The organism is Shewanella indica (assembly GCF_033842865.1).
Classification (GTDB): domain Bacteria; phylum Pseudomonadota; class Gammaproteobacteria; order Enterobacterales; family Shewanellaceae; genus Shewanella; species Shewanella indica.
Genome location: NZ_JAWXXR010000001.1, coordinates 3,820,769 through 3,838,446 on the forward strand (window position 1 = coordinate 3,820,769; position 17,678 = coordinate 3,838,446).

Below are 17,678 nucleotides of genomic sequence, written 5' to 3' on the forward strand. Positions count from 1 at the left end.
TTATATTACAATCATAATCCATTCGTGCCCTGTCACAAATTTGACACTTCTCTTTGTTGATAATCGTCCGCTGTATTAATCCAGCTTAAACAAACACGATGAACAGAGATTTGCCCATTACCGACATTGAAACACCTGTGACGGAAGATGCCCGCATTCTATCCACCACAGATCTCAAAGGGCGCATCACCCATATCAATCAAGAATTTATTGATCTTTGCGGCTTTTCTCGTGAGGAACTCTTGGGGCATGGTCACAACATAGTGCGCCATCCTCATATGCCCAAGGCGGCGTTTGCCGATCTCTGGCATCAAGTCAAAAATGGCAACAGCTGGATGGGCTTGGTTAAAAATCGCCGCAAAGACGGCGGTCACTACTGGGTCAACGCCTACGTCACCCCGATTCGCCGCAAGGGTAAAATAGTTGAGTATCAATCAGTACGTACCAAGGCGAGCCCTGAGCTTATCGCCAGAGCCGAAAACTGCTACCAGGCCATCAATCAAGGAAAATCGATACTGCCACGCTTTCGAATAGGGCTAACGGCAAAGCTAGCGCTCTGTTGGGGCGCATCACTGCTATCCCTGGTGACCCTGCCCTGGCTAAGCGGTCTCTGGCTACTTGTGCCGGTCAGCGCAGCGGCAACTTTGATGGGCTGGAGTCTTTTCAGGCTCAAACAAAGGTTAAATAATGTCAGTCAACTCAGCCGCGGAGTACAGAATAATCCACTGATGCAGGCTATTTACTGCAACAGCACAGATGAACTCGCCGAGCTGGAATTGAGTTTGAGAATGCAGCAGGCCGAGATATTCGCCATCACAGGACGGATAAAAGACAGCGGTGAGATCCTCGATAACAGTTTAAGTGCCCATCAGGCCGCCGTCGATGCCAACTACCGCGAACTGTCACAGCAAACCGGTGCTCTGAAACAGCAAGGTGATGCCATCAACGAGCTCAGAGGTGCCGTGACCGAGATTGCTGATACATCAGCCGAAACGGCCAACGAGGTGACTGAACTTGAACAAAGCAACCGCCACACTCTAGAAGCTCTGGTCGCCAGCCGCGCCGCCAACAGCGAAGTCACCGCTCTGCTTGCGAAGGTTGAAGCACAGTTGCTGGCATTGGACAAACGCTGCAGTAGTATAAACACTGTGCTGGAAGTGATTGAACAACTTTCTGATCAAACCAATCTGCTGGCGCTCAATGCGGCTATCGAAGCGGCCCGAGCCGGTGAAGCCGGGCGCGGATTTGCCGTAGTGGCCGATGAGGTACGTAACCTTGCAATGCGCTCCTCTGAATCCGCCGGTGAAATACATCAAATTATTGCCGAGCTCAGTCTGCAAAGTCGCCAGACAGTGACCGAGATGGAGCGCAGCCAGCAACTGACCAAAGAAAGTCTGCAACTGGAGCAAAAGTTGGCGCAACGGTTGGACGAAGCCACCAGTGCACTGGGCCGAATTGCCGCCCATAGCCAGCAAATAGCCGTTGCCACCGAGCAGCAAGCCTGTGTGGTAGAACAGTTACACCGCCATTCAGAACAGTTACAACAGGGCGTTGGCTGTTTAACCGATAACAGTGAAGCCGCAAGCCATCACGGAAAGGAACTCACCAGGCAAAGCGAACGTCAAAAAGAGCTCATCGCCCAGTTTTGACAACAAAGCAACGGCGTTATTTTTCCAGGTAGGCGCCATTTGCCAAAGCGTGTAAAAACACCTGTGTTTATCTATGGCATTCCCCTCATGGAAACCGCGCTAAAACATACAACGCGGCTCCCTGAAGGGAATGCCAAAAATTTACCAGTCAAGTGTATCTAAGTACCAAAGTAATATAAGTCAAACCTGGATCAGAGAGCCAATTTCGCCAATTTATCAGCTACAAGTTGGCCGCGCCATCCCAGCAACACCAAGGGAGTGGGTCCCTGTTTACCGTCCCATATCCACTCAAGATATTCATGAATATGGCGCTTGGAGCCAAGCAACTCCATAGGCACACTTTCGGATTCTGCAACCTCGCTCAAGCACTGCTTAATGCTCTTGAAAGCGCTCTTGTACCCTGGTTTGAGCGCCAGCACATCCAAGGGCTCAGGTAGATTACTCATATCCGCCTTGGCCATAACCTTGAGCACGTCTTTGGCGTAGAGACGCTTTTCATGATCCGTCAGCTCTTTCATGGCAAGCACGTCATTGATCCCTCTGGGCTGGCGTTTGGCCAAACCGATAAGGGCATGATCTTTCATGACAAAACCCAGCGCCATATCCTTTGCCAACGCCTTACGCAAACGCCAGGCCGCCAGTACCTTGAGCACAGCCAATTGGGGTGTACTCAACTGAAAGGCGTTCTTGACCCTAAGATAGGCCGTGTCTTCATCCGGCGGATCCAGACGCCCTTCGGTCATGCGTTGACTCTCTTCCAATGCCCACTCAATCCTGCCCTGCTGCTGCAGTTTCTGCTGCAACTGAGGATAGAGTTGGTAAAGATAATAGACATCATTGGCGGCATAGCTGAGCTGCGCCTCTGATAACGGCCTTTTTAGCCAGTCAGTACGGGACTCGCCCTTGTCAAGCTCCACTCCCAGACATTCATGCACCAGCTTGGCATAACCCAGGCCATGACCCAGGCCGGCAATGGCCGCCGCCAATTGGCTGTCAAACAAAGGCTTGGGCTGGCACAAGCCCTGGCGGGCAAACACTTCCAAGTCTTCACTGCAGGAGTGCAACAACTTGGTGATTTTCTCATCGGTCAACAAGGCCCAGAAGCCCGACAGATCCGAGATGGCCAAAGGGTCTATCAGCGCCAGAGTCTTGCCGTCATAGGCCTGAATAAGCCCTAAACAAGCATAATAAGTGCGGGTGCGTACAAATTCGGTATCCAGCACCAGCAGTTCAGCCTCACGGTATTGAGCTACCAACTGTGCCAGGGTGGCGTCATCTTTTACATACAGGTAATCTTGCAACTTCAACTCCCATCCTGCGCGAGTTTCCAGGTCTCGGAAACACAAGAGCCGGCTGGCGCCGGCTCTCTATATTATGCAGATTTGGCCTCATCTCTGAGTTCTCTGCGCAGGATCTTTCCTACATTGGTTTTCGGCAATTCGTCCCTGAATTCTATCAGCTTCGGCACCTTATATCCTGTTAAATGATGGCGACAGTGTTTGATAAGCTCTTTCTCGGTCAAAGATTTGTCTTTTGCAACCACAAAAATCTTCACCAGTTCACCACTGACCTCATGTGGCACACCCACGGCGGCTACTTCAACCACCTTGGGATGCAAGGCCACCACCTCTTCCACTTCATTGGGGAAAACGTTGAAGCCGGAAACCAGGATCATGTCCTTCTTGCGATCGACAATATAGAAAAAGCCTTTTTCATCCATATAGCCGATATCGCCTGTGGCCAGCCAACCATCCTTGTCGATCACCTTGGCCGTTTCTTCCGGACGTTGCCAGTAGCCAAGCATCACCTGAGGCCCTTTGGCAAAAAGTTCGCCCGTCTCCCCCTGAGGCAACACCTGACCATCATCGCTACGCACTTGAATTTGTGTCGAGGGCGCAGGCAAGCCGATAGAGCCGTTGTAACCGGCCAAATCATAAGGGCAGCAAGCAACCAGAGGTGAAGCTTCGGTCAGGCCATAGCCTTCGAGCAAGCGGGTCTTGGTGATGTTCTGCCATTTGTCGGCCACGGCGCGCTGCACCGCCATACCGCCACCAATCGAGAGTTTGAGGCGGGAGAAGTCCAAAGCAGCAAACTCTTCACTGTTGACCAGGGCGTTAAACAAGGTGTTCACCCCAGTGAGAGCAGTGAAAGGTGTTTTCTTGAGTTCGGCCACAAATCCCGGGATATCCCTGGGATTGGTGATCAGTAAGTTGTTGGCGCCTTTATGCAGGAACAGCAAACAGTTCACAGTTAAGGCGAAAATATGATAAAGCGGCAAGGCGGTTACCACAAACTCCTTGCCGTCGTTGAGCAAAGGGGCATAGGCACCGTTGGCCTGCAATACGTTGGCAACTATGTTGCCATGGCTGAGCATGGCCCCCTTGGAAACGCCTGTAGTACCACCGGTATACTGCAAAAAGGCGATATCGTCACTCTTGACCACAGGCTTGACGTATTGCGCCTTTTTACCCGCCCGAAGCGCACGACGCATGGATATGGCGTGTGGCAATGAGTATTTGGGCACCAGGCGCTTAATATACTTCACCACAAAATTAACCAGGGTACCCTTTGGGGTACTCAAAAGATCGCCAAGCCCAGTGATAATCACGTTTTTGACCGGAGTTTGATCGACCACTTGCTCCAGCGTGCTGGCAAAATTGGACACTACCACTATCGCCTTGGCGCCAGAATCGACCAACTGATGCTTGAGTTCTCTCGGGGTATAGAGCGGATTGACATTGACCACAACCATGCCTGCTCGCAACACACCAAACAGAGCGATGGGGTATTGCAGCAGGTTTGGCATCATGATCGCCACCCGATCGCCCTTCTGCAATTTGAGATCATTTTGCAAATAGGCGGCAAAGGCACGACTGCGCTCTTCCAGTTTTCGGTACGTCAGGGTTGCGCCCATATTAACGAAGGCGGGTTGATCGGCGTAAGTATTGACCGCTGATTCCAACATCTCCAGCAAGGAAGCATAGCGGCTGGTATCAATTTCGGCAGGCACGTCGGCAGGCAAACTGTTAATCCAGGGCTGGTCCACAAATCTCTCCTAAAATTCCGTCTTCAGCGGAAACGACTCTCTCTGTCGTTAAAGCCCGCAGCGTCTGCGGGCAAAGCACTGAGTATTTTTATAAAGTTCTTATTAAGGCCTTGGGCCTCGACTCTTGGTAGTTAACTTTCGCGCCGCAAAAATCATACGGGCGTTTAAAATTTTGATCATCATCACATAAAAGCTTTTATTTGCCTAGTCCCCCGGATTGGATTTTCTACCTTGGAGAAATCCGGCCAGAGTTTGCGCTACCTCATCGGCATTCTCCATATGCAGATGGTGATCCCCTTGGAGTTGCACTACTTGCAACTCGCTGTACCAGGCGCGGGCCTGGGGTAAACTCTGCACCAATCCGGGAAATCCTTGCTCACCCGTGATAAGCAAGCTGGGGATGGCTATTCCCTGCATCAGGGATGCTACCTGCTCAAAACAAAGTCGCATCGGCGAGTCGAGCCTTAGCCTTGGGTCGCTGCGCCATCTGGCGCCGTATGCATCAATTTGCATATTGCGCGTCACCAATAATCTGGACCAAGGCTCGGCCAGTCCGGTCAACTGCACTCTGGCTTTGATGGCCGGTTCAATACTGTCATAAACCACTTGGCTACGTTTGCTGCCGAGCATACGCTTATGGGCAGCAAAGCTCTTTCTCAGCCTGGGTTTAGCCTGCTCCACCGCCTCATAGAGAGGAGCAAAGGCTTCAATCAACAGTAACTTATCGACACGCTCAGGAAACGCTGCGGCATAAGCACTGGCGACAATCCCTCCCAGCGAGTGCCCCAACAAAGTGACTGGCGCATCACCGGCCAAGCTGCCCAGCAGCAGCTCAAGATCATACAGATAATCAATCCAGTGCAGCGGATAACGCCCTGGCCTGTGATCCGATAAACCATGTCCCGGCCAGTCGATGGCAAGAATACGATAATCATTCATCAGCTTCTCGGCCAAAGGGGCAAAGCTGTTACTGTTATCCAGCCATCCATGCAATGCCAGTAACAGCGGCTTATCCTCCGCTCCCCAGCATTGTGCCGCCAGCGTGAGGTGCGGCAGCGGGAGCTTCAGTGCTTTTACGGGGGCGGAAGGTTGCCACATAATGCCTCTGTTGTCAGTGTATCAGTTCGCTTTTTTGATAAATTTTAGTGTCATACGGTCACTTTCTCCTATCTTGAGATAAGTGTCCCTGTCCTGCTCACCCAATCGCAATGTCGGCGGTAAGGTCCAAACGCCTTTAGGGTAATCCTTACTGTCCTTGGCATTGGCATTGATCTCACTGCTGGCTTCCAAGGTGAAGCCGACCTTTTCTGCCAGTGCTATCATCTCATCCTGCATCATGTAACCGCTGTCAGGGCCATTACCGGCTTTGCCCCTGTGCTCAACCACTCCAAAGACGCCGCCATCTTTAAGCACATTAAAGGCAGCCTGAAACACGGTTTGCAGTTGCCCCTGACTGGCCCAGTTATGCAGGTTTCTGAACGTCAGTACCGTATCGGCGCTGGCATCTTCTCCCAGTTTTACCTGTGCTGGAGGATCCAAAACCACCTGTTTGATTTTGCCGAGCTCTTTGGGGTGAGCTTGCAGCCATTCAAGATAACGCTTGCCCGCTTTGGCCCGATAACGGCTGCCCGGGGTGTCCTCTTGCGGCTCTGTGTTAAAACCGGCGGCAATATACTGCCCCTTATCCGCCAACATGGGCGCCAGGATTTCTGTGTACCAACCGCCGCCGGGCCAGAGTTCAATCACGGTTTGCTCCGCCGTGATCCCGAAAAAAGCCAGCGTCTGTTCTGGATGACGATATTGGTCGCGCTCGACATTGGCTTCCCGGCGAAAGTCACTGTTAACCGCCTCCAGCAACGCCTGTTCGCCGGCCTGCGCCGCACCGCTGCCAAGCAGCATGCCAGCCACCAGCAAAGCCTTGCCAAGCGGCGTTGCCAGCTTACGATTGAATTGCTTGTATTCCATTTCCCTTCTCCTTTGAATCTGGACTTATGCTGCGGCAACAGACCCGCCGACACGACTTTTTGGCACGCACTGGTGCCAAATAAAATTGGAGTTCAAGCTAACAGTGAGCGGCAGACTTGCCAAGGATCAGTTTGATTTTCCATCTATGCGGCGCCAGCAAAGCAGCAGCGCCAATAAGCCGGAAGCGAACCACAGCAATACCCAGACGAACGCAGGCACCCAGCTGTGCTCGGCCAACAATACCGCATCCCCCCTGTCGTCCAGCCCCAGCAACACGGCAGGGCTGGCGAGCGCATTGAGCATCACCATCAAGGCCACCAGACGCAGGCTACCGCTGAGCAGTCGGTTGCCGCCAAATTTCAACGGCAGCAGAAACAATACACTCAGACTAATGAGAATACTCAGGGTAAGTAAGTCCCGTCCCCACAGCAGTATGGTGAGCAGCACCAAGGCGCCGATAAAGGCAAAACTTACACGGATCCCCCGCGGCCAAGTGGCCAGGTGGTAAAGCAGGCAGCCCCAAAAGGCCGCGCCCAAATAACCACTGAAGCCGATAAGGAGCGGCCAACCGCCCTGACTGAAACAGAAACCGGCGCCATTCGGAAAGAGTTGGATATGGCTGACAATCCCGCCGCTCAACAGCGTTGCCAGCGCATGGGACAACTCATGAAAATAGCTTTCCAGCCATTTGAAAGGCACTGAGACATAGGGCAAATGAGTCAACATCAAAGCCAGCAAGAGTTCCAGCAGAAACTGGCCTCTTCCCGGTAATTGCGCAGAATGGCAAGGTTTTACAAACGCGTTATCGGCGGGGCTATCAGGCGTAGACATCTATGCCCACCATGGCTGAAATAGCGTCACGCTGCGCGGCGTGTTGAGTATGGAGATAGAGGGCGATTGCGTCTGAATGACCGGCAGTTTCCCGCTTCAGTTGCTCTCTTTGCTGGTATTTGTCATTAAGGGCTTGGCTGTCAAACTCGAGCAACTGTCTGGATGGGCTGACAAGGATTTCATTTTGAGTCTCAACGGTTTGCTGGGCACGCTCCGGAGGTCTATTGCCGGCTACCGCCTGCGACAGACTTTGAACTGCACCCGGATGTCCCGTCTGCTTGATCATCATGATACTGCTTTGCTCTCCGTTTGCCCCAAGCCCATGAGGCAGTTAACCCGCCTGAAGCCCTATTCCCTTCCCGGCAGTTTTTTCCAGGCAACTGTATCTCGCAAGTACACAGGCGCCAGCTCATCGACCGAGGTGGCCAGTCCTTGTTGCCAGCCAAGGCTTGCCAAAGCAAGCATAGCACTGGCTTGAGGATATTTCACCGCATCAAGCAAGGTCAAGTTCTCGGCATGTTGTAACAGTGCCGGGTAGGCGTCAAACCCTGTGCCACAGCAATACACCTTATCCGCATTGGCAAAGGGCGAGGTCATTGTCTCAGGGGCGCTCACTTGCTCTATGCCCACCAGTTTGGCCAGGCCGGATTCCTGTTCAAACGCCGCCCAATAGATTTCGCCCATGCGGGCATCTATGGCACAAATCACCTGCTGCGCACCATGTTCGGTTATCGCTTGCTGCGCCATGGCGGCCAAGGTAGAGATACCGATTACAGGTACATCCAGCCCCAGCGCCAGCCCTTGAGTCATAGAGGTGCAGATGCGGATACCGGTGAAACTGCCTGGCCCTCGGCCATAGGCGATAAGGCCGATATCCCGCATCTTGAGCCCGGATTGGCTCAGCAAGTTCTCTATCATAGGCAGCAATCTTTGGCTATGTTCACGGGGAGCATCGACAGATTCGGCAATACTGCCACCTTGCCATGCCAGCGCCGCTGAGCAGAGTTCGGTACAGGTATCCAGAGCCAGAATAACAGGAGAATTGGCAAGTGTAGTCGATGTCATGGTTTAAACCTTGATAAGCGAAGGTATAGCCTTCGGCGAGTTAATAGCGGCGGGATCATACCATCAAATACGCCGAAACCAAGCCCGGATCTGCCCTTGTGATCCTTATCATGGACAATGAGAACAGTTCTCAACTAATATAGAGTCCCCTTTTCGGTTAGCGTCTGTTATGTCCAGCCTCTCTCAGTCTTCCAATGAAACCGCAGTTTCGCGGTTGAAACGTGCCTTTGTCGCCGGTATTTGGGCCACGCTCATCAGCATAGCAATCGGGTTTTCCTTTAAAGTCTGGCTCGCAAGCTGGGTTCCCAAGGCGGATCTGGCTATCTACCACACGGTTATCGATATCATCTCGTTGTCACTGATCCTGATGACAGGCTTTCGCTCGTCTATGGTGGTGTCTTACAGCCAGACCCGCAACGACAGGGATATCATCAATATTTTCCGCTATGTGCTGATCCTTGTAGTGCTGCTGACCTGGGGCATCATACTGCCCTATATCAAGCACAAACTCGCCATAGATGTGGAGTACCTGCAACTGGTGGGCATTATAGTCAGCATGGGGCTCAAGGTGTACTTTACCAACCTGGTTGCCATGTATCGTCTCTATGAAATCAGCAACAAGGTAACCTGGATGGAGCCGCTGTCTTTGGTGCTGGCCTTTGCCATCTGTTACTACGGGCTGAGTATGGCGCCGCTGGGGGCACTCTTTTACGCCACGACGCTATCGTCTCTGATTATCGCGGCCTTTATGTATCTGAGAAGGCGGCGTCAAATCGCCACCGCGCCGCTCGCCAAGGTCAATCTGGAGCCGGCGCTGAAAAGTTTTATGAAGCGCAGTGTCACCGCCTCGCTCGAGGCAGGCTCCAGCATTCTGATGATCTATATTACCGTACTGCTGACCATACGTTATTTCAGCGTCGAAGAGCTGGGGGATTTCCAAGTGGTGGTCAGGCCGGTATTTACCTATATGACCTTGCTGTTTGTATTCCCCATCTACCGCTTCGTATTGCCGGAATTGGCGGTATGTGTTCGCGCCCGGGACAATGAACAGATCCGCGCCATCAAACACTGGCTCTACAAGCTGGCGCTGATTGTCAGCATCAGTTTCTTTGTTGTCATGCTGCTGGGCGGCGAGAGCCTGTTCAGAATGCTGTTTCCGCCCCAGTATCACGGCGCCGTCCCGGTACTGTTGCACTATGCCATTTTCTTCATCTTTCTGATGCTCAACGGTTATCAACTGGCCTATATCAAGGCCGAAGGCTACTTCAATGCCAGTTTGCTGATCCGCCTGGCCGGCATCATTACTCTAATAGGCGCTTTCTTCCTGCTCAGGCAATTGACGGCCAATGTGGTGGCGGTGATCCTCGCTCTCGGCTGCGGTTACTTGATGATGTACCTGATAGGTGCTCTGGTGGAGCGCCATATCCGCCGCAGTAAAGCACAGGCTTCAGCGGCCGTTTCCTAAGGAAGGTTTGCGTGTATCAACCAAGGAAAGCGGCCAGTCTGATTTACTCGTGAGTAAATTGTGCTTGATAGTAGCTTCGGGCTATGGCCGTTGTCACCTTAAGCGGCTAAGGTTAACCCCAAGGAACAGCACGCAATAGCAAAGGATTGGAGGCCAGGGAATGCCAGGCGCCTATGCACACCTCACAATGGTCAACAGCCTCAGACAGCCACTTGAACTCGAGGCTGTTCCCCATATGCCCAAGGCCGCTATTCGCGCTTTACTGAAACACTTCAAGTACTGCGAGCTTGGGGCGGTCAGCCCGGATTATCCCTATCTTGCTCTCAATGATCGCCAACAGGCCAAAAGCTGGGCCGACAAGATGCATTACCATCATAGCGGCGAAATGCTCAAGGCCTGCGTTCGTCATCTGGCATGCAGTGAAGGGGAAGAACGCGACAAGGGCCTGGCCTGGTTGCTGGGCTATTGTGCCCATGTGATCACAGATGTCACTGTCCATCCGGTTATTGAGATGAAGGTAGGCCCCTACGAAGACAACGCCGATGCCCACAGGCATTGTGAAATGCATCAGGATGCATATATTTATCCCAAGCTCAATCTCGGGGCAATAGGTCTGTCCGAACACCTGGACTCCGGCATTGCCGCCTGCTGCGATGCCACAGGCCAGAAGCTGGATCCTGTCATAGAGAAATTGTGGGACAACTGCTTCAGAGATGTTTATATCGAGGAATGGGCCAGTAACCCGCCAGCCATCAATGACTGGCATAAAGGCTTTATCACTGTGGTGGACAAAATTGCCGAGGAAGGCAACAGACTGCTGCCGTTTGCCCGCCACCTGGGCGTCAAGTTCGCCGTCCTCTACCCGGAGCAGGAGCAGATCGAAAAAGCGTATTTAATCCTAGCTACCCCAGAGGGCGAGATGCATTATGACGAGATTTTTCTGCGCGCCAGAGAAAAGGTCAAACACTTTTGGCAACTTATCGCCACTGGTGTGCTTGAGCAAGACAGCGCCTATCTGGAAAGTATCAAAAACTGGAATTTGGACACGGGGCGGAATGCCGCCGGTGAGCTGGCGTTTTGGCAGGAACAGACCTAACAGGAACTAGCACCGACCTACTATTTATAGATAAGGATTCAAGGATGAAATCAATTTTCCATCAAGGCCCAATCGTCTGCCTGCTGCTGGCGCTGCTACCGACACTTGGTGGCTGCGGACTCGGTGACAGGCATGATCAGGAATACCAACAACTGGCACCGGCACTGACCAAGGTAACCAGCGCCGCCGAAGCCACCATACGTTATGAAAATCATCCGGCCAATCTCGACGGCCAAACTTTATTGGCGTTGGCCACAGCCCATGACGCCTCCCTGCTCGAACCATTCAATCAATACCAATTGCACCTGTTTCGTATCGAAGATCATGCCCTCTTGTTGCTGTGCAGCGCAGATGGTGAACAGGCATTGATGGAAGACAGTGGCTGCACCGCCAAGCTCGACAAGCAGCAATGGCAACAAGGCACAAGTCCCTGTGAGACCAGTATTGCACCTGCCAACATCTGCCTGGGTGAACTGTGACCCCCGTCATAGTATCGCGTTTCCTGCAAAGGGTATCCTAGGCGCACTTGGGCGCTTGTGCCCCTTTAACCTCAATAGCTTAGTGCTGGTTACCGAGTCTTGAGACAGTATTTGGCAACCACGCATCCGCCATAGCAGTAAAGGAACTCTCATGTCAGACAGTCATTGCCGTCACGGCAGCTTCACCAAACCTCTTCGTCGTCTTCGCCGTCTTCGCAGCTCAGAAGCCATGCGGGATCTGGTTCGCGAGCAGCAAGTTTCCCTGACAGATCTGGTGCACCCACTGTTCATCGAAGAAGGCATTACAGAGCCTGTGGCCATCAGCACCCTTCCCGGGATCAGCAGATTGCCCGAAAGCATGCTCGCAGCAGAGATCCGTGAACTGAAGGCCCTCGGGGTTCGCTATGTGATGCCCTTTGGTATTTCACACCATAAAGATGCCATCGGCAGCGATACCTGGAACGATGACGGCCTGTTGGCTCGGATGATCCGCACCATCAAGCAGGAAGCACCCGAGATGCTGGTGATCCCGGATATCTGTTTCTGCGAGTACACAGATCACGGCCACTGCGGTGTGGTCGAGCACAATGAAGTCTGTAATGACGCGACTGTGGAAAACCTGGTCAAGCAGTCTGTCTGCGCTGCCCGCGCCGGTGCCGACATGCTGGCTCCTTCGGCCATGATGGACGGCCAAATTCGGGCCATACGTGAGGGCCTGGATGCGGCCGGTTTTGAAAATGTCGCCATTTTGGCCCACTCGGCCAAGTTTGCTTCCTCTTTCTATGGCCCATTCCGGGCGGCGGTAGATTGTGAACTCAGCGGCAATCGTAAAGGTTATCAACTGGATAGCGCCAATGGCCGGCAAGCGCTGTTGGAGGCCCTGCTCGATGAAGAGGAAGGCGCCGATATTCTGATGGTTAAGCCAGGTACGCCTTATCTGGATGTGTTGTCACAATTGAGAGAGCGTACCGAGTTACCTTTGGCGGCTTATCATGTGGGCGGTGAATATGCCGGGATCAAGTTCGCTGCTCTGGCCGGCGCTCTGGACGAAAGGGCCGTGGTTACCGAAAGCTTTGTCGGCTTCAAACGCGCCGGTGCCAGCTTGATTGTCAGCTACTACACCAAGCAATTTGCTTCCTGGCTGGCCGCAGATCGCGGCTAATCGCTAGTACAGAGAGCAAAAAGGCGCCTGAAAGTAGGCGCCTTTTTGCTATCAATTTATTTGTCCCAAAAATTGGATAAACACTATCAATAACAGTATCCAACTGTTTTTAATCAATTTATACATTCAAGAAAAGACAAGGCAGATTGCAAATTGCGGGTTCTGTACATGGGCGGCAAAGAGTTGAGAAATGCCTGACCATAGCTGCGATTGACGATGCGATTATCACAGAGAATTAGCACACCGCGGTCGCTCTCGTCACGAATGAGCCGTCCAACACCCTGCTTGAGTGCTATCACCGCCTGGGGCAAGGCCAACTCCACAAAGGGGTCACCCTGTCGCTTGTTGATCTCTGCGGCTCTGGCGCGATAGAGATTATCGTCCGGAGACACAAAGGGCAGTTTGTCGATTATCACGCAAGAGAGTAACTTGCCGCGCACATCCACACCTTCCCAAAAACTGCCGGTGCCCAGCAGCACGGCATTACCCAGCTGACGAAACTTTTTCAGCAAGGTCTGCTTACCGGCGCTGCCTTGCACCAGGAGTGGATAACGACTGCGACCATGAAGCGCCTGCGCCACCCGTTGGAGCATCCTGTGACTGGTAAACAAAATAAAGGTTCGGCCCTTGGCCGCATTAATCGCCTGCTCACACACCTCAAGCAGGCGCCGAAACTGATAATCCCCTTCAGAGCGCACATCCCCAAGCTCCCTGGGGACACACAAAATTGCCTGGCGCCGATAGTCAAAGGGGCTGTCCAGAATAAGCTCCCTGGCCCCCTTAAGTCCCAATGTCCGGCAAAAATGGCTCAGGCTGCGATTCACCTGTAGCGTTGCCGAGGTAAATAGCCAACGGGTTTGCACCTCAAACAGCGCCTGACACGCCTTGGCAACATCAATAGGCGCCATTCTCAGCGTCGGCAGACGACTGCCCTGCTCTATGCTGTAAGCCGCACTTTGATCTTCACAGTTGAAAAACTGCTGCAGCTGCCCGCAGTAATCGAGCCATTTTTCCAGGCAATCATCCAGTTCATCACTGCGGCCGATATTGGCCAGCATCACCCGCTCCAGCGCCCGAAACTCTTCGAGCAGCTGCCAGCATTGCCTTGCAAGTTCTTTATCGGCCAACAAGGGACGCCAGTCGCTTTGCCCGGAAGCCTGGGTCATCTGCGCCCAATCCGCCAGGCGGGAGCCGCAGCGCCTGGCGAGATCGCTCAGTTGTGAAGTATCCCTGAGTTCCTGTTGATATACCGCTTCCACCCGCTCCAGCACTCGCTGCATGGCCGCGAGCGACAGCTGGCGCCCAAAGTAGGTTACGGCGATATCGGCAAGCAGATGAGCCTCATCGAAAATCACCGCATCGGCATCGGGCAATAACTCGGCAAAGCCGGTATCCTTGAGGATCCTGTCGGCAAAAAACAGATGATGGTTAACCACGATAATCCTGGCTTCCAGGCTTTTCTGTCTGGCCTTGCGGGTAAAGCAGCTGTCATAGAAGGCGCAGCGCTTGCCGGTGCAGCGCTCTTTCGAAGAAGCCACCAGCGCCAGTGCCGGCGACTGCTCGGAAACCGTGGCCAGCGTGCCAAGATCGCCATCTGTGCTGGCCGCGGCCCATTGATTTATCCTGAGCAGATCATCAAGCACTTCCGGGCTGCGGCTCTGGGCACCATCCAACTGCTGCTCCAGCAATAACTGACACAGATAATTGTTGCGCCCTTTGAGCAGCGCCACCCGAACTTGCAGATCCAGCATCTGCAGCAAGGCCGGCAGATCTTTATAAAACAGCTGTTCTTGCAGGTTCTTTGAGCCGGTGGAGACAATCACCTGCTTACCGGAGAGCAGCGCCGGGATCAGATAACCGAAGGTTTTGCCAACCCCGGTGCCGGCTTCGAGCACCAAAGGCACTGCAGCACCGCTTGGGCCATGGAGTAACTGGGCCACTTCGCGGGCCATCTCCAGTTGCGGTTCTCTGGGCTTGAAGCCCCTGATATTGGAGGCCAAAGGGCCGCCCGGGGCGAAGGCCAGTGCCGTTTCGCTGACGAGTCGATTACGCATTGTGCTCCATTTTGCCCTGGGGTATGGCGTGCATTATCGCTATTTGAGTGACGGATACAAGGGACAAACCTTATCGCCAAGCCGCTCTAGTCAACAGAATTGGCATTGATATAGTTAACATAACCACTTAAACCAAACTCTTCAGGCTAAGGATTCGCAAACTTATGCCCAAGCGGGACCGTAAGCCGACGCAGAGCACACATGGGACTTGTTCGCCCCTTCCCTTGATGAATCCTTTTCAAGCAGCAGATATTTTTTGATTTTGGGTGTTGCAAATTCCTGCCAAAGGGATTAGCTTAAAAACACACCAGCCGAATCGGCTCAGAATTGAATGTTTATGCGCTGCTAAATTACAGCGTGAAATCACAGGATTTATTACATGACACAGCTTCGCAACGCTATCCATCATCACCACCACGAGCGGTAGCCTTCGGAGCTGACTGCCGAAGGTTCATTCCTTCTGGCGGTTGATTCATAAGATCTGAAAACCCCTGGAAGGAATTCCGGGGGTTTTTCGTTTCCGGATTTGAGTTTTTTAACCAAGATTGAATTGACCAACAGGAATGACCACTATGACTTCAAATCGACTGCGCATCGCCATCCAGAAATCGGGCCGGCTTTCGAAAGAATCACAACAACTGCTGAAAAACTGCGGCGTAAAATTCACCGTCAACGAACAGCGTCTGATAGCCCACGCCGACAATATGCCACTGGATCTGCTGCGGGTGCGTGATGACGACATTCCCGGCCTGGTCATGGATGGCGTGGTCGATTTGGGGATCATTGGCGAGAATGTGCTGGAAGAGGAGCAGATAGAACGGCAGACACTGGGCAAACCTTCGGCCTGCAACAAACTCAGACAACTGGACTTCGGCGCCTGCCGTTTATCGCTGGCGGTACCCAGTGAGTTCCCTTATCAGGACGCCGCCTCACTGGAAGGCTTGCGAATTGCCACCTCCTACCCCAACCTGCTTCGCCGTTTTATGCAAAATAAAGGCATAAGTTATCGCGACTGTATGCTCAAGGGCTCAGTAGAAGTCGCTCCCCGCGCCGGACTCGCCGACGGGATCTGCGATCTGGTTTCCACCGGCGCTACTCTGGAAGCCAATGGCTTGTACGAGACCGAAGTGATCTTTCGCTCTATGGCCTGTGTCATCCAATCACAGCAAACCCAAACCCCGGCCAAACAGGCCTTGATCGACAAGCTGATGAGCCGGGTCAACGGCGTCATCCGCGCCCGTGAAAGCAAATATATCCTGCTGCACGCTCCCACTGAAACCCTGGAGCAGATTGTTGCCCTGCTGCCCGGCGCGGAGAACCCCACAGTGTTGCCGCTCAACGATGACAGCAACCGGGTCGCCATCCACGCGGTCAGCACCGAAGATCTGTTCTGGGACACAATGGAAGAGCTGACCAAGCTCGGTGCCAGCTCGATTCTGGTAATGCCAATTGAAAAGATGATGGGGTGAAGCATGCAGTATCTGGTATGGGACAAACTGAGCGAAAGCGAGCAGGCCGCCGCGCTCCAGCGCTCCTCCCTGGTGAGCAGCAAAGCGCTTGAGCAGAGCGTCAGCGAGATCATTGAGGCCGTCGCCGCCAAGGGTGACCAAGCCCTCAGGGAGTACAGCGAGCGTTTTGATGATATCCCCCTTGAGAACATCGCCCTCAGTCAGGCGCAGATAAAGGCCGCGGCCCAGGACGTTAGCCCTGAGCTCAAAGACGCCATCAAGACCGCCATGGCCAACATAGATGTGTTCCACAGCGCGCAGCAACCTCAGGCTTTGGATATCAATACCCAGGCCGGAGTGCGCTGTGAGCTCAGAAGTGAGGCCATAGACAGCGTTGGCCTCTACATACCGGGCGGCAGCGCGCCGCTGATCTCCACTGTGTTGATGCTGGCGCTGCCGGCCCGAATCGCAGGTTGTCGCCGCCGAGTCTTGATAAGCCCGGCTCCGATAGACAGCGCCATCATCTACGCCGCCAGCGAATGCGGCATCGAAGAGATTTACCAATCCGGTGGCGCCCAGGCCATTGCCGCGCTGGCATTGGGCACGGAAACCATAGCGCCGGTGGACAAGATATTTGGCCCCGGCAACCGTTATGTCACCGAAGCCAAGCGCCAGTTGTCCCAGGATCACAGGGCGCGAGTCAGTATCGACATGCCGGCGGGGCCATCCGAAGTGCTGGTCATCGCCGATGAGACTGCGAGTCCAGCCTTTGTGGCGGCCGATCTCCTGTCACAGGCCGAGCACGGTCCCGACTCTCAGGTGATACTGCTCTCTAGCTGTGAATCGCTGGCAAAAGCCGTCATCCAAGAGCTGGACAAGCAGCTTGCGGCCCTGCCCCGCGCCGACATTGCCCGCCAGGCATTGGCCGAAAGCCGTATTTTACTGCTGGATTCACTGGATAAGGCTGCAGCCGTTTCCAACCGCTATGGCCCCGAGCACCTTATCATCCAGACCCGTAGCCCAAGAGCGCTGCTGGCACAAATCCGCGCCGCCGGCTCTGTGTTTCTCGGCCCCTACACCCCGGAATCTGTGGGTGATTACGCCAGTGGCACCAACCATGTGCTGCCCACTTACGGCTACAGCCGCTCGGTATCCAGCCTGTCACTGGCGGATTTCTGCCGCCGCTTTACCGTGCAGGAGCTGAGCGCCGAAGGTCTGTGCGCCTTGGGCCCCTCGGTAATGACCCTGGCCCAGGCAGAGCAGCTTGATGCTCACAGCAATGCCGTTGCCCTGCGTCTGGCCTCTCTTGGGGTATCCGGCCCCGAAGGTTCAACAGAGAGTGTTTCATCCCCAAGTGCTTTGTCCGAGAGTACTTCACCATTGCGCGCGCCGTCCGCGAGTATGGAGGAATAAAAACC

At 53.7% G+C, this 17,678-nt stretch carries 15 protein-coding genes; 7 read left to right on the top strand and 8 right to left on the bottom strand.

Annotation, left to right across the window (positions count from 1 at the left end):
• Window positions 1–98 precede the first annotated feature (98 nt).
• Window positions 99–1,649: a methyl-accepting chemotaxis protein gene (locus SIL79_RS17160; protein ID WP_052247948.1), complete on the top strand. Its 1,551-nt coding sequence runs from the start codon at window positions 99–101 to the stop codon at window positions 1,647–1,649.
• A gap of 191 nt (window positions 1,650–1,840) precedes the next feature.
• On the opposite strand, the gene rnd is transcribed toward SIL79_RS17160, so the two are convergent.
• The 7 genes from rnd to tsaB form a co-directional block, all read right to left on the bottom strand.
• Window positions 1,841–2,950 (bottom strand): ribonuclease D, encoded by a 1,110-nt coding sequence (rnd, locus tag SIL79_RS17165; protein WP_071476600.1) that lies wholly within the window; start codon window positions 2,948–2,950, stop codon window positions 1,841–1,843.
• A gap of 71 nt (window positions 2,951–3,021) precedes the next feature.
• The gene (gene fadD / locus SIL79_RS17170) at window positions 3,022–4,695 is read right to left on the bottom strand and encodes a long-chain-fatty-acid--CoA ligase FadD (protein ID WP_039033214.1); all 1,674 of its coding nucleotides are present in this window, start codon (window positions 4,693–4,695) and stop codon (window positions 3,022–3,024) included.
• Between the two features lie 204 nt (window positions 4,696–4,899).
• Window positions 4,900–5,793, bottom strand: a complete 894-nt coding sequence (locus tag SIL79_RS17175) for an alpha/beta fold hydrolase (protein ID WP_039033215.1) — start codon at window positions 5,791–5,793, stop codon at window positions 4,900–4,902.
• Between the two features lie 21 nt (window positions 5,794–5,814).
• Window positions 5,815–6,660 (bottom strand): class I SAM-dependent methyltransferase, encoded by an 846-nt coding sequence (locus tag SIL79_RS17180; RefSeq protein ID WP_052247949.1) that lies wholly within the window; start codon window positions 6,658–6,660, stop codon window positions 5,815–5,817.
• A gap of 126 nt (window positions 6,661–6,786) precedes the next feature.
• Window positions 6,787–7,491, bottom strand: coding sequence for a M50 family metallopeptidase (locus tag SIL79_RS17185; protein ID WP_039033216.1), 705 nt, complete (start codon window positions 7,489–7,491; stop codon window positions 6,787–6,789).
• Window positions 7,478–7,780 carry a hypothetical protein gene (locus tag SIL79_RS17190; RefSeq protein ID WP_143078407.1) on the bottom strand — a complete coding sequence of 101 codons (303 nt, stop codon included), beginning with the start codon at window positions 7,778–7,780 and terminating at the stop codon, window positions 7,478–7,480. The genes SIL79_RS17185 and SIL79_RS17190 overlap by 14 nt, the downstream gene beginning before the upstream one ends.
• A gap of 59 nt (window positions 7,781–7,839) precedes the next feature.
• Entirely contained in the window at window positions 7,840–8,556 is a 717-nt protein-coding gene (tsaB, locus tag SIL79_RS17195) for a tRNA (adenosine(37)-N6)-threonylcarbamoyltransferase complex dimerization subunit type 1 TsaB (protein ID WP_162206571.1), read from the bottom strand.
• Between the two features lie 169 nt (window positions 8,557–8,725).
• On the opposite strand from tsaB, the gene SIL79_RS17200 reads away from it, so the two are divergent.
• From SIL79_RS17200 to hemB, 4 genes are all read left to right on the top strand, one after another.
• Window positions 8,726–10,021, top strand: coding sequence for an MATE family efflux transporter (locus SIL79_RS17200; protein WP_144361350.1), 1,296 nt, complete (start codon window positions 8,726–8,728; stop codon window positions 10,019–10,021).
• 160 nt (window positions 10,022–10,181) lie between these two features.
• Window positions 10,182–11,117 (top strand): zinc dependent phospholipase C family protein, encoded by a 936-nt coding sequence (locus SIL79_RS17205; protein ID WP_319619673.1) that lies wholly within the window; start codon window positions 10,182–10,184, stop codon window positions 11,115–11,117.
• A 44-nt stretch (window positions 11,118–11,161) separates the two neighbouring features.
• The gene (locus SIL79_RS17210; RefSeq protein WP_071476591.1) at window positions 11,162–11,596 is read left to right on the top strand and encodes a hypothetical protein; all 435 of its coding nucleotides are present in this window, start codon (window positions 11,162–11,164) and stop codon (window positions 11,594–11,596) included.
• Window positions 11,597–11,747: 151 nt separating this feature from the next.
• A complete protein-coding gene (gene hemB, locus SIL79_RS17215) occupies window positions 11,748–12,758 on the top strand; it encodes a porphobilinogen synthase (protein WP_101056902.1) in 1,011 nt (336 codons plus the stop codon).
• Between the two features lie 113 nt (window positions 12,759–12,871).
• Here hemB and SIL79_RS17220 read toward each other — a convergent pair whose 3' ends face one another.
• The gene (locus SIL79_RS17220) at window positions 12,872–14,812 is read right to left on the bottom strand and encodes an ATP-dependent DNA helicase (protein WP_319619678.1); all 1,941 of its coding nucleotides are present in this window, start codon (window positions 14,810–14,812) and stop codon (window positions 12,872–12,874) included.
• Window positions 14,813–15,384: 572 nt separating this feature from the next.
• On the opposite strand from SIL79_RS17220, the gene hisG reads away from it, so the two are divergent.
• A complete protein-coding gene (gene hisG, locus SIL79_RS17225; RefSeq protein ID WP_025011635.1) occupies window positions 15,385–16,281 on the top strand; it encodes an ATP phosphoribosyltransferase in 897 nt (298 codons plus the stop codon).
• A 3-nt stretch (window positions 16,282–16,284) separates the two neighbouring features.
• Complete coding sequence (hisD, locus tag SIL79_RS17230; protein WP_319619682.1) at window positions 16,285–17,673, top strand: histidinol dehydrogenase; 1,389 nt, start codon at window positions 16,285–16,287, stop codon at window positions 17,671–17,673.
• Window positions 17,674–17,678: the final 5 nt, after the last annotated feature.